Genomic DNA, 12,478 nt, shown 5'->3' on the forward strand with positions numbered 1-12,478 from the left:
GGTCACCGGGTGGCGGCGAGCAGGTCGTCCAGGACGAGGGTGCGCAGGTCGTCCCGGCTCGGCATCCGGCCCAGCGCGCGCAGCCGCCCGGACTGCGCCTTGCGCATCCCCTCCAGCAGCTTGCGCGCCTCCCGGGCGTTGCCGAAGTTCTGGTCCCGCTCGATCTGGCCGAACCACTCCAGCAGCCCGTCGGTCAGCCCGTCGGCGAGCAGGTACTCGTCGGTGCGGGCGATCCGGCCGACGATGTCGACCAACTGGACCGGGCTGTAGTTCTCGAACTCCAGCGTCTTGGCGAACCGGGACGCCAGCCCGGAGTTGGCGTCGAGGAAGGCGGCCATCTCGGTGGTGTACCCGGCGACGATCACCGCCACCTGGTCCCGGTGGTCCTCCATCAGCTTGACCAGGGTGTCGATCGCCTCCTGGCCGAAGTCGCCGCCGGCACCCCCGGCCCGGGAGAGGGTGTACGCCTCGTCGATGAACAGCACCCCGCCCAGCGCCTCGGTGAACACCGACGAGGTCTTCTCGGCGGTGTGCCCGATGTACTGGCCGACCAGGTCCCGCCGGGAGACCTCCCGGAACTGGCCGTTGGGCAGCACCCCGAGGGCCTTGAGCAACTGCCCGTAGACCCGGGCCACCGTCGTCTTGCCGGTGCCCGGCGCGCCCGTGAAGATCAGGTGGTGGCTGACCGCGCCCACCGGCAGGCCGGCGTCGCGTCGCCACTCGTTGACCTGGATCTCGTCGATCAGCGAGCGCACCTCGGCCTTCACCCCGGCCAGGCCGATCATCGAGTCGAGCTCGGCGAGGAGTTCCTCGACCCTCCGCTCGTCCTGGCCGACCGTCCCGCCGCCCGCGCTCACCCCGGCCATCGGCCGCCCGCCCGCCTCCGCCGCCCGGAACACGGTGCCGGCCCCTTCGGCGATCCGGACGCCGGGGGTGGCGGTCTGCTCGGTGCGGCTGCCCTCGATCGTGCCGCCACAGCCCCGGCCGACGTCGATGCCGACGCCCCGGGTGTCGTGCACCCAGCAGTCCACGATGGTGGGGCTGCTCTGCAGCGCGACCACGATGCCGGCGTCGCCGGTGCCGGAGATGTCGCAGCGTTCGATGGTGGGCCGGGCCGCCTGGTAGACGTACACGCCCCGGAAGCCGGCGGCACCGACGGTGCAGTTGCGGATGGTCGGGTCGGCACCGAGCCGCACGATGATCCCGTCGTCGGTGACGTCGCGGATCTCGCACTGCTCGACCGTGCCGCCCGCGTCGGAGACGACCAGCCCGTGCTGGCCGCCGGTGACGGTGACCTCGACGGCCTCGATCCGGGCCCCGTCGCGTACCGACACGGCTGCCGCGTACCCGGCGCTGGCCTGGCACTTCTCCATGCGCAGCCGACCGCCGACCGCCTCCACCGCCGGGTAGTCGCCGCCCTGCACGACCAGCCCCTGCAACAGCACCTCGCCGCCGGTGCAGGCCACCGTCGGCCGTCCGGCGGCCCGACCGTCCACGATGACCGAGCCCGGCTCGCCGGCGGCCACCAGCCGGACCCGCCGGCCGTCGAGCCGGAGCGATTCGGGGTAGACGCCGGGGGCGATCGAGACGACCGCGTCATCCGGCGCGATCTCCAACGCGTCCGTGATGGTCGGACAGGCCCCGGCTCGGTCAGGGGAGACAGTCAGCATGCGCACATGGCCCCGCTCGGTCGTGGAAGGACGGACCGGTTCGTCGTCGACGTCCGGTCGAAGGGTACCGGGCGGGCGGGGGTGGTCTCGCCCCCGCGTCAGATGGTGAAGGTGGCCTCGCGCACCGAGGCGGCCACCTTGCGCACCTCGTCCGCGCGGTCCGGGGGCGCGGTCATCCGCAACACCAGTTGCCTGTCGATCGCGTCCTCCGGGACGCTGCGCCAGTAGGAGAGGTAGACCAGTCCGTAGCGTGGCGCACCGTCCACCCGGGCGGTCTCCGCCCAGGTGGTGAACTCGCCGCTGCGGATCCACTGCAACCCCCATGCCTCCTCCTGCCGGCGCAGCGCGGTGCGGCGCTCGTCGGTGCAGAGCCGGGGGCACTGCCTGACGACCAGGTCGCCACCGATGATCGACCCGTCGGCGGCCGGTACGCCGCACCGGTAGTGCGCCGAACCGCTGGTGCGGCCGGCCTCGGTGCAGCTCCAGCCGGTGGGCACCCGGAAGCTGAAGTCGACCCCGGCCAGGCCGGTGATCTCCCGGGTCGGCTCGGTGCCGGCGAAGGTGGGCGCTCCGGCCGGCCAGCCGCCGCCGACCGGCGGTTCCACCCCCGGCCGGCGCGGCGGCGTGCCCGGCAGCCCCAGGTCGACGCTCGGGGTCGCGGAGGCCGGCGCGGCGACGCTGGCCGGCCCGTCGGCCGTCCGGGCGGCGACGAGGTAGCCGCCGGTCGCCCCGAGCGTCGCCGCGAGCAGGGCCACCAGGACCGACCACAGCACGGCCCGACCCCGTCCGCGCGCCGGGCCCGCAACCGGCGGGAACGGTGCCGGCGGGAACGGTGCCGCCAGGGGCGTCGGCGGGTACGGCGGTCCCACCCGCTGCGGCACCGCCTGCTGTGGGCCTGCCTGCTGCCGGGCCATCTGGTGCGGGCCGACCTGCGGCGGGGTCACCTGGCGCGGGGGTGCCGGGTGCGGACCGGCCTGCTGCGGGGCCGCCCGGTGGGGGCCGGCCTGCTGCGGTGCGTGCTGCGGCGGGCTGACCTGCGGCGGGGCGGTCTGGTGCGGGGGCGTCGGGTGGGTCGGGGCGGTCGGGCGGGGTGCGGCAGCCGGCGGCACCGTACCGCCGGTGACCGCCGCAGGCCCGGCGGGCGAAGCAGGCCCGGCGGGTAATGCAGACCCGGCGGGTGAAGCAGACCCGGCCGAGGAAGCAGGCCCGGCGGGTGAAGCAGGCCCGGCCGAGGCGACAGCCCCGGCTGACGGGGCGGAGCCGGTCGACGAGGTGGGCACCCCCGGCCGGGTCGGGCCCGCCGGTCCGTCGGTGCGGTGCCCGTCCGGTGCCGGTGTCCCGGCCGTCCCGGCTGCGGCGATCGTCGTCCCGGCGGCGGGTGCCCCGGCGAGCGGAGTCCCGGCGGCAGGTGCCCCGGCGAGCGGCGTGCCGGTGGCAGGTGCTCCGGCGGTCGGCCGGTGCGCCGGGGCGGGCGCACCCGACGGTCCGGCCGGAGGGCCACCGGCCGGGGGCTCCCCGGCCGGGACGAGGCGCTGCCCCAGCGCGAGGAAGACGTGTGCGGCCCCGGCGCCCTGCTCGGCGGCGCAGGCCACCCAGGGCACCGGGCCGGTGTGGTTGGCCCCGGTGATCGGCAGGCCGTCGGAACGGGCCAGCGTGTTGGCCGCCGCCGCGAACGCCTCCCGCCAGCCGCCCTCGGCGGCGGCCGGCGCGAGCACGGCCACGGTGAACGGCCGCTCGGCGGCGTCCCGTGCGGCCCAGACCTCGCCCAACTCGCACGAGCTGAGCCTGCGGTGCAGCGCATATGGACCGACTGTCTGCATGTGGCATCCCCCCGACTGATCGTATCGGTCGGTACGACGGGGACCGACCGACCGGCGGGCCGCCGACCGGAGTCAGTCGACCCAGTCGAGCGTGCGGGCGACCGCCTTGCGCCACCGGCCCAGTTCCCGCTCCCGGTGCGCCGGGTCCATCCGGGACTCCCACTGCGCGTCGGAGCGCCACTGGGCGCGCAGGGTGGCCAGGTCGGGCCAGAAGCCGACCGCCAGGCCGGCCGCGTACGCCGCGCCGAGGCAGGTGGTCTCGGTGATCCGGGAGCGCACCACCGGCACCGCCAGCACGTCGGCGAGGAACTGCATCAGCAGGCCGTTGGCGGTCATCCCACCGTCCACCCGCAACCGGCGCAGCGCCACGTCGGAGTCGGCGTTCATCGCGTCGACCACCTCGCGGGTCTGCCAGGCCGACGCCTCCAACGCCGCCCGCGCCAGGTGCCCCTTGGTGATGTAGCCGGTCAGCCCGGCGATCACCCCCCGGGCGTCGCTGCGCCAGTGCGGCGCGAACAGTCCGGAGAAGGCGGGCACCACGTAACAGCCCCCGTTGTCGTCCACGGTGGCGGCCAGCTCCTCGACCTCGGCGGCCGAGGAGATCAACCCGAGGTTGTCGCGCAGCCACTGCACCAGCGACCCGGTCACCGCGATCGCCCCCTCCAGGGCGTACGCGGCCGGCTGGCCGTCGATCCGGTAGGCCACCGTGGTCAGCAGGCCGTGACTGGACGGCACCGGGCTGGCCCCGGTGTTGAGCAGCAGGAAGCTCCCGGTCCCGTAGGTGCATTTCGCCTCGCCGGGCTGGAAGCAGGTCTGCCCGAACAGGGCCGCCTGCTGGTCGCCCAGCGCGCTGGCCACCGGCACCCCGTCGAGCACCCCGTGGGCCGTCCCGTAGACCTCCGCCGAGCTGCGGATCTGCGGCAGCATCGCGGCCGGGATGCGCAGCGCGTCGAGCAGCTCCGGGTCCCAGTCGAGGGTCTCCAGGCCCATCAGCATGGTCCGGCTGGCGTTGGTGACGTCGGTGACGTGCCGGCCGGTCAGCTTCCAGATCAGCCAGCTGTCCATGGTGCCGAACAGCACCTCGCCCCGTTCGGCGCGTTCCCGCAGCCCGTCGACGTTGTCCAGCAGCCAGCGCAGCTTCGGGCCGGCGAAGTAGGTGGCCAGGGTGAGCCCGGTACGGGCGCGCAGCCGTTCCTCGCCGTACGACTCGGCCAGCTCGCGCAGCAGCGGACCGGTACGGGTGTCCTGCCAGACGACGGCGTTGGCCACCGGCCGGCCGGTGGCCCGGTCCCAGACCACGGTGGTCTCCCGCTGGTTGGTGATGCCGACGGCGGCCAACCCGTCCGGGCCGGTGCCGGCGTCGGCCAGCGCGTCGCGGACCACCCGTTCGACGTTGGCCCAGATCTCCTCGGTGTCGTGTTCGACCCAGCCGGGGCGGGGGAAGATCTGCCGGTGCTCGCGTTGGGCGACGGCGACGATCCCACCGGCCCGGTCGAAGACGATGCACCGCGACGAGGTGGTGCCCTGGTCGATGGCGGCGACGTACTCTCCGGTCATTTCGGCACCGTACCGGGCCCGGGTCGACGGGAGAACCGGCACGGGTCCGTACGATCTCCAGACGTGCGCGACATCGCCGTGTTCAGTGGAACCGCCCATCCCGACCTCGCCGCCGAGATCTGCGCCCACCTGGGGGTGCCGCTGCACCCGGTGCGGGTGTCCCGGTTCGCCAACGACTGTCTCGAGGTGCAGTTGCAGGCGAACTGCCGGGAGCGGGACGTCTTCCTGATCCAGCCGCTGGTGCCGCCGGTGCAGGAGAACCTGGTCGAGCTGCTGCTCATGATCGACGCCGCCCGGGGCGCGTCGGCGGGCCGGATCACCGTGGTCCTGCCGCACTACGCGTACGCCCGGTCGGACAAGAAGGACGCGCCGCGCATCTCGATCGGTGCCCGGCTGGTGGCGGACCTGCTCACCTCGGCCGGCGCGCACCGGGTGCTGGCGATGACCCTGCACTCACCGCAGGTGCACGGCTTCTTCAGCGTCCCGGTCGACCACCTGCACGCGCTGCGGGAACTGGCCGCCCACTTCCGGGGGCGCGACCTGGGCAACACGGTGGTGGTCTCGCCGGACCTGGGCAACGCGAAGGAGGCGGCGGCGTTCGCCCGGATGCTCGGCACCCCGGTCGCGGCCGGGGCGAAGCAGCGGTTCAGCGACGACCGGGTCACCATCAGCACGGTGATCGGTGAGGTGGCCGACCGGGACGTGATCGTGCTGGACGACGAGATCGCCAAGGGCAGCACGGTGGTGGAGCTGATCGGCCACCTGCACGAACGCAAGGTCCGGTCGATCCGGTTGGCCTGCACGCACGGCCTGTTCTCCAGCGGCGCGCTGACCCGGCTCGCCGCCGTCGACGGGGTACGCGAGATCGTCTGCACCAACACCGTGCCGATCCCGCAGGACAAGCGGGTGCCGGAGCTGACGGTGCTCTCGGTGGCCCCGGCGCTGGCCGAGGCGATGCGCCGGATCCACAACGGCGAGTCGGTGAGCGCCCTGTTCGGCTGACCCGATCCGGCGGGTCAGCCGGCGGCGGCGCTGATCCGCACGGTGGTGCCGGCCGCGCCGCTCTCGACCTCCATCGCGTCGCTGAGTTCCCGGGCCAGCCAGAGCCCCCAGCCGCCGGCGGCGTCCGGCGCGGGCCGGCTGTGGTCGTCGAGCCGCTGCTCGCTGATGCCGGTGCCGTGGTCGGAGACCTCGCAGACCAGCTCGCCGGGGCGTCGCCAGAGCCGCAGCCAGCCCCGGCCGCCGCCGTGCCGGACCGCGTTGGTGATCAGCTCGTTGACCGCCAGCACGAAGTCGTCGAGCCGCTGCCCGGCCAGGCCGGCGGCGTGCGCGCAGGAGCTGACCGAGTGTCTCAGCTCGGTCACCTGTGCCTGGTCGAACGCCTCGGCGATGAGAAGGGAAGGTTCGATGGGCACCACCGTACGCGGTGTGGGAAGCTCTGCGTTCGTCATGGGCCCTGTCCCGACAGCGATCTCGGAGTTTTTCACGCTATTTCTACCGTACGTCAGGGTTCTCCGGCCCGCACCGACCGGCCCGGCCGGCTGACCTGGGACTGTGGCATCGTGGCGGCCATGCCGTCGTCCCCGCCGGGAGGTTTCGCCGACCCGCTGTGGCGGTCCGTCGCGGTCTTTCGATTCGCCTCGCTGGCGTACGTCGGCCTGCTGGTCCTGCGCGACGCCGGCCGGTACGCCCACCCGGTCGCCGCGGGCGGCGTACTGCTGGTGATGCTGGCCTGGTCCGGGGTGACGGCGGTCGGGTACGCCCGGCCGGCCAACCGGCGCTGGCCGCTGCTCCTGGCCGACCTCGGCGTGGTCCTGGCGATCCTGGCGGTCACGCCGTGGGTGGTGGGACGCCCGGCGCTGGCCGCCGGGGTGCCCGCCCTGGCCGTGGCGTGGCTGGCCGGGCCGGTGCTGGCCTGGGCGGTCTCCGGCGGCCGGCGGCGCGGCACGGTGGCGGCGCTGCTGGTCGGCGGTACGGACCTCGCCACCCGGGGCCGGATCGGCCCGTCCTCGCTGACCGGGGCGATCCTGCTGCTGCTCGCCGGGGCGGTGGTGGGGCACGTGGCCCGGCTGGCGGTGAGCACCGAGGAACGGTTGCAGCGGGCGGTGGAGCTGGAGGCGGCGACCCGGGAACGGGAACGGCTGGCCCGGGACATCCACGACTCGGTGCTCCAGGTGCTGTCCCTGGTCCAGCGGCGCGGCGCGCACCTCGACGGGGAGGCCGGGGAACTGGCCCGGCTCGCCGGCCAGCAGGAGCTGGCGTTACGCGCCTTGATCTCCGGAACCCCGCCGGCGTCCCCCGCCGACCCGGTCGGCGAGATCGACCTGCGGTCCCTGTTGTCCGGGTACGCCTCGGCGACGGTGCAGGTCTCCGCCCCGGCGACCCCGGTGCCGCTGCCCGCGTCGGTGGCCCGGGAGGTGGCCGCCGCGACGGCGGCAGCCCTGGACAACGTGCGGCGGCACGCCGACGGGCGGGCCTGGGTGCTGGTCGAGGACGAGGGCGACACGGTGACCGTGTCGGTGCGTGACGCCGGGCCGGGCATCCCGGAGGGGCGGCTGGTGGAGGCGGCCCGGCAGGGTCGGCTGGGGGTGGCGCAGGCCATCCGGGGACGGATGACCGACCTCGGCGGCGAGGTGCGGATCATCTCGACGCCGGGGGAGGGCACCGAGATCGAACTGATGGTGCCGAGGAGGAGCCGATGACCGGGGTACGGGTGATGGTGGTCGACGACCACCCGATGTGGCGGGAGGGGGTGGCCCGGGACCTCACCGAGGCCGGGCACCTGGTGGTGGCGACCAGCGGGGAGGGACGCCAGGCGGTCCGGGTGGCCGCCGCCGCCCGCCCCGACGTGGTGGTGCTCGACCTGCAACTGCCGGACATCTCCGGGGTGGAGGTGATCCAGGGCCTGCGGGCCGCGTTGCCCCGGGTCCGGGTGCTGATGTTGTCGGCCAGCGGCGAGCAGCAGGGGGTGTTGGACGCGGTGAAGGCCGGGGCCACCGGCTACCTGCTGAAGTCGGCGGCCCCGGCGGAGTTCCTGGACGCGGTGCGCCGGACGGCGGCCGGTGAGCCGGTGTTCACCCCGGGCCTGGCCGGGCTGGTGCTGGGCGAGTACCGGCGGCTCGCCGCGGACCCGCCGGCCGGTGGGACGGGCGACGACGGGCCCGGCGCGGCACCCCGGCTCACCGAACGGGAGACCGAGGTGCTGCGGCTGGTGGCTAAGGGGCTGTCCTACAAGCAGATCGCCGGCCGGCTCGGGCTGTCGCACCGCACCGTGCAGAACCACGTGCAGAACACGCTCGGCAAGCTCCAACTGCACAACCGGGTGGAGCTGACCCGCTACGCGATCGAGCGGGGCCTGGACGACTGAGCGGTGCGGGCCCGGACGACCGGGGGTCAGTGCGCGTCCGGCGGCCGGGTCTCGTGGACGGCCAGTTCCTCGGCGCTCGCGCCGCCGCCGGCCGCGCCCGCGTCGTAGGCGATGCTGTCGGTCTCCTGGTCGGTGCGGGCCCCCTCGTCCGGTTCGACCAGCCGGCCCACCTGCGCGTCGGCGACCGTGCCGAGCTGACCGTGGTCGTAGAGCGAGACCGGGGAGTTCGGGTCCGAGGTGGGGCCCGGGTCGAGCACGTCGGCGTCGAGCTGGGCCTGCGCGGCGGCCTCCTCGTTCTCCGCCTCGGCGGCGATGTCCGGGTCGACCGGCCCGGCCAGCGGGTCGTCGGCCCGCCGTTCGTACTGCTCGCGGTCGAGCTTGTAGTCCAGCGACTCGCCGTCGAGCTGCTCGTCGGCGGTGGTGCCGAAGTGGTCGACGGCCACCGGGGTACGGTCGCCGGGCAGCTGGGCCGGGTCGGGGCCGTCGGCCTCCCGGCCGGTCAGCACGTCGTCGTCGGCGGTCGAGTCGTCGTCGGCGGTGTCGGGCAGGCCGAGCGCCTCGGGGTCGGACACGGGGGTCGGGAACTCGTCGTCGCGCATGGCTGAGCACTACCCACTGGCACGGCCCGGGTAACCGGGTCCCGCTCCCCGGATCAGGACGAAAGGGTACCAATCAGTCGTGGTGCCAGTGTGACTCGTCCTCGGTGTGCAGCACACACCAGATCACCTTGCCGTCCGGGAGCAGGGTGCTGCCCCAGCGCCGGGCCACCGTGTCGATCAGCAGCAGCCCCCGGCCGCCGGCCGAGGTGAGCGGGGCCAGCCCCCCGTAGCGGGGCTGCCGCCGGGAGTGGTCGCGCACCGCCAGGTGCACCGTGTCGCCCTGCGCGGCCAACCGCAGCGTCATCGGGGTCGACGCGTGCGCCACCACGTTGTTGACCAGCTCGGTGGCCGCTATGCAGGCGGGTTCGGCCAGCTCCGGCACGCCCCACCGGGCACACCCGTCGGTCACCAGTTCCCGCACCCACCGGGCCGCCCCGACCGCCGGCGTCAGCTCCTCGGTCAGCACCGCCGCCATCGGCGTACGGGCCAGGGCCGCCGTCGCCTCGGCCTCGGTCGGGTAGACCGCCAGCTCCGTCGCGTCCCCCTCGGCGACCGCCCCGGTCGGGTCGACCACCAGCAGGTCGGCGGCGGGCCAGTCGCGTACCGCCCGGCGTACCCCGGTCAGCAGTTGCCCGACGGCGGGCCCTGCGCCGCGCAGCCCGGCCACGTCGACCAGGATCGGACCGGGCCGGTCGACGAGCCGGGTGAGCAGCGCGTCGCGGACCCGGTCGACGTCGGCCGGCCCCAGCGTCCCGGCCAGTCGGACCAGCGCGGAGGACTCGTCGGCCACCACCTGGCATCCGGTCCCGGGGTGCCGGACCGTTCCGGGGGTCGGCAGGTCGGCGCGGCTCATCGCGGTCGCGCCCGACCGGCCCGGGTGGGCCGGGTCGTCGTCGCGGCGACGCCGGGCCGGGCGCGGCACGGCGTGGGGGTGGTGTCGAAGCCGCCGGTGACGCCGGCATTCACCACGGCGGCGACGGCGGGGGTACGGGTCATCGGCATCTCCGCCCGGTACCCCGGGTCGGGCCGGGTCATGCCGCCGCGCAGCCACTGATCATCCGGACCACTCAGGTGAGCCACGGTTCACCCCGGGTCAGGCCCGCCCCGGCCCGGGTCGGTGTGGGCCGCCCCACAACCGGTCCACCGACCCGCTGACCGCTTCCGATCTGCGAGGTTTCGGCTCGTGGGGCCCCGGTTAATGGGACGCTCTGACCGGAGACCATCCCTTGCAGATCGCATGGAGGTGCACCATGCGCGTCGGCCTCGTCTGCGCGCACGCCGGGTCGTCCCGGCACGCGGAAGGACCGCCCGTCGGCACCCACGAGCACATCGCTCGGGTCGCCGGCGAGCTGGCCGGGCGCGGCCACGACGTCCGGGTGTACGAGCGCCGCGACGACCCGGCCCTGCCGGCGAGCGTCGAGATCGACGGGTACCTGGTGGAACGGGTGCCCGTCGGTCCGGCACAGCCCACCGCCACCGGCGACCTGGTCCCGTACGTGCCCGAGTTCGGCCGCTGGCTGGCCGACCGGTGGACGGGGGAGTGGACCCCGCAGGTGGTGCACGGGCACTACTGGATCGGGGGCCTGGCCGCCGCGCACGCGGTCCGGGAAACGGACATCCCGGTGGTGCAGACCTTCCATTCGCTCGGCGTCGAGCAGCGCCGCCACCTCGGCCGCCAGTACGACGGCCCCGGCGAACGCATCCCGCTGGAGCGCGCGCTCACCCGGGCGGTGGACATCGCCGTCGCCCAGTGCAACGACGAGGTCGACGAGCTGACCCGGATGGGGCTGCAACGCTCTTCGGTGGCGATGGTGCCGACCGGGGTGGACGTCGAACGGTTCCACCCCGACGGCGAGGCCGCCCCCCGCGACCAGCGGGCCCGCATCCTCTCCGTCGGCGGGCTGTCCCCCGGACACGGCCAGGACGACCTGATCCGGGCGATGCGGCTGGTCGGCGACGCGGAACTGGTGATCGCCGGCGGGCCGCCGGCGGACCAGCTGGCCACCCACGCGGAGGCCCGGCGGCTGCGCGAGCTGGCCGAGCGCACCGGGGTCGCCGACCAGGTCACCCTGGTCGGGGCGGTGCCGCACGACCAACTCGCCACCTGGTACCGCTCGGCCGACGTGGTCGCCTGCACCCCGCACTACTCCTCGGCCGGGCGGGTGTCGTTGGAGGCGATGGCCTGCGGGGTGCCGGTGGTCGGCTACGCCGTGGGCGGCATCGCCGACGCGGTGGTCGACGAGGTCACCGGCCGGCTGGTGCCCCCCGGTGACGTCCGCACGCTGGGCATGACGCTGCGCCGGCTGCTCGCCGACAATGCGGGCCGGTTCGCCTACGGGCACGCCGCGGTGGACCGGGTGCGGTGCAGCTACACCTGGGAGCGGACGGCCGGCGCGCTGGAACGGCTCTACGAGCGGGTGGTGGGTCGGCGTACCCCGGTCGAGGTGCCCGAGACGGTGCCGGTGGACGTCGAGGTCGATCCGTCGGCCGGCCCGGACGCCACCGTGGGGGTGGAGGTCGAGACGCCGGTCACGGGGACGACCACCACGACCACCGGCCCGGTCGGCGTCTGACCGCGCCCCGACCGCCGACCGGTCAGGCCCGGGGGGCCGCGCCGACCATGGCGCGTTCCCGGGTGCGGGCCACCGCGTGGTGGTGCTGGGGTGCGGCGTACCGGGTGAGCCCGATCACCGAGGCGAGGGTGATCAGGAAGCCGACCGCAGCCAGCCACTCCCGGCCCGGCCAGATCTTGTCGTTGAGCAGCAGCAGGCCGACGATCGCGGCGGGCACCGCCCCGGCGGCGTCCATCGCGGCGACGGCGGCCGTCGTGGAGCCCCGCTGCATCGCCAGGCCGAGCAGCAGCTGACCCACCAGCGAATGGGCGATCAGCAGGTAGAGCAGCGGGTCACGGACGAACTCCTCGGCCGACGGGGCGGAGGCCAGCGGCCGGGCGGCCACCGCGGCGGCGGAGAACGCCAGCCCGGCCAGGGAGCCGAGCGCCACCGAACCGGGCGCCCCGTGCAGGCGTACCGCGAAGAAGCCGAGCAGCCCGATCCCGCCGAGCGCCATCGCCAGGGCGACCAGACCGGCGGTGCCGAGCCCCTTGGAGGGAGCCGGCTGGGCGGAGAGCACCAGCGCGGTGATCCCGGCGAAGAGCAGAACCAGCAGCGCCACCTCGGCGGCCGGTAGCCGCCACTTGAGCACCACCACCCCCAGCAGGGCGGTCACCCCCAGGCCCGCCGCCACGCTCGCCTGCACCAGGAACAGCGGCAGGTCGCGCCGGGCCAGGAAGGCCAGCACGAAGCCGGTCACCTGGCAGAGCAGCCCGATCAGGTACGTCCGGTGCCCGGCCAGCCGCAGCAGCAGCCCCGGGTCGAAGGTGTGGTGCACGGTGGTCCGGGCGGCGGCGACCGACTGGAGCATGTTGGCGAAGCCGTACGCGACGATCATCGCCGCGAGGAAGCA

12 protein-coding genes are annotated in these 12,478 nt (G+C 74.9%); 4 read left to right on the forward strand and 8 right to left on the reverse strand.

Translation table 11 applies throughout. The features are described 5' to 3' along the window. Positions 1-2: 2 nt before the first annotated feature. From ACN267_RS29950 to glpK, 3 genes are all read right to left on the reverse strand, one after another. The gene (locus ACN267_RS29950; protein ID WP_204957890.1) at positions 3-1,670 is read right to left on the reverse strand and encodes a right-handed parallel beta-helix repeat-containing protein; all 1,668 of its coding nucleotides are present in this window, start codon (positions 1,668-1,670) and stop codon (positions 3-5) included. Between the two features lie 98 nt (positions 1,671-1,768). Beyond that, positions 1,769-3,490 carry a hypothetical protein gene (locus ACN267_RS29955; protein WP_421490159.1) on the reverse strand — a complete coding sequence of 574 codons (1,722 nt, stop codon included), beginning with the start codon at positions 3,488-3,490 and terminating at the stop codon, positions 1,769-1,771. A 72-nt stretch (positions 3,491-3,562) separates the two neighbouring features. Then, positions 3,563-5,047, reverse strand: a complete 1,485-nt coding sequence (glpK, locus tag ACN267_RS29960) for a glycerol kinase GlpK (RefSeq protein ID WP_421490160.1) — start codon at positions 5,045-5,047, stop codon at positions 3,563-3,565. 63 nt (positions 5,048-5,110) lie between these two features. On the opposite strand from glpK, the gene ACN267_RS29965 reads away from it, so the two are divergent. Further along, a complete protein-coding gene (locus ACN267_RS29965) occupies positions 5,111-6,049 on the forward strand; it encodes a ribose-phosphate diphosphokinase (RefSeq protein WP_204957893.1) in 939 nt (312 codons plus the stop codon). A gap of 14 nt (positions 6,050-6,063) precedes the next feature. Here ACN267_RS29965 and ACN267_RS29970 read toward each other — a convergent pair whose 3' ends face one another. After that, the gene (locus ACN267_RS29970) at positions 6,064-6,498 is read right to left on the reverse strand and encodes an ATP-binding protein (protein ID WP_421490161.1); all 435 of its coding nucleotides are present in this window, start codon (positions 6,496-6,498) and stop codon (positions 6,064-6,066) included. Positions 6,499-6,618: 120 nt separating this feature from the next. Here ACN267_RS29970 and macS point away from each other — a divergent pair, with 120 nt between their 5' ends. Together macS and ACN267_RS29980 are read left to right on the forward strand one after the other, a co-directional pair. After that, positions 6,619-7,749, forward strand: a complete 1,131-nt coding sequence (macS, locus tag ACN267_RS29975; RefSeq protein WP_204957895.1) for a MacS family sensor histidine kinase — start codon at positions 6,619-6,621, stop codon at positions 7,747-7,749. Then, complete coding sequence (locus ACN267_RS29980; protein WP_204957896.1) at positions 7,746-8,414, forward strand: response regulator; 669 nt, start codon at positions 7,746-7,748, stop codon at positions 8,412-8,414. Before macS ends, ACN267_RS29980 begins: the two co-directional genes overlap by 4 nt. 26 nt (positions 8,415-8,440) lie before the next feature. Here the strand turns inward: ACN267_RS29980 and ACN267_RS29985 are convergent, their stop codons facing one another. The 3 genes from ACN267_RS29985 to ACN267_RS29995 form a co-directional block, all read right to left on the reverse strand. Beyond that, positions 8,441-9,013: a DUF5709 domain-containing protein gene (locus ACN267_RS29985; RefSeq protein WP_204957897.1), complete on the reverse strand. Its 573-nt coding sequence runs from the start codon at positions 9,011-9,013 to the stop codon at positions 8,441-8,443. A 73-nt stretch (positions 9,014-9,086) separates the two neighbouring features. Continuing rightward, positions 9,087-9,866 (reverse strand): ATP-binding protein, encoded by a 780-nt coding sequence (locus ACN267_RS29990; RefSeq protein ID WP_421490162.1) that lies wholly within the window; start codon positions 9,864-9,866, stop codon positions 9,087-9,089. Beyond that, positions 9,863-10,093: a hypothetical protein gene (locus tag ACN267_RS29995; RefSeq protein WP_281894181.1), complete on the reverse strand. Its 231-nt coding sequence runs from the start codon at positions 10,091-10,093 to the stop codon at positions 9,863-9,865. Before ACN267_RS29995 ends, ACN267_RS29990 begins: the two co-directional genes overlap by 4 nt. A gap of 170 nt (positions 10,094-10,263) precedes the next feature. Between ACN267_RS29995 and ACN267_RS30000 the strand changes: the two genes are divergently transcribed. Next, complete coding sequence (locus tag ACN267_RS30000; RefSeq protein ID WP_421490163.1) at positions 10,264-11,586, forward strand: glycosyltransferase; 1,323 nt, start codon at positions 10,264-10,266, stop codon at positions 11,584-11,586. Between the two features lie 22 nt (positions 11,587-11,608). Here the strand turns inward: ACN267_RS30000 and ACN267_RS30005 are convergent, their stop codons facing one another. Then, the gene (locus ACN267_RS30005) at positions 11,609-12,463 is read right to left on the reverse strand and encodes a hypothetical protein (RefSeq protein WP_239485170.1); all 855 of its coding nucleotides are present in this window, start codon (positions 12,461-12,463) and stop codon (positions 11,609-11,611) included. Positions 12,464-12,478 lie beyond the last annotated feature (15 nt).

The organism is Micromonospora sp. WMMD734 (assembly GCF_049178975.1).
GTDB classification, from domain to species: Bacteria; Actinomycetota; Actinomycetes; order Mycobacteriales; family Micromonosporaceae; genus Micromonospora; species Micromonospora wenchangensis.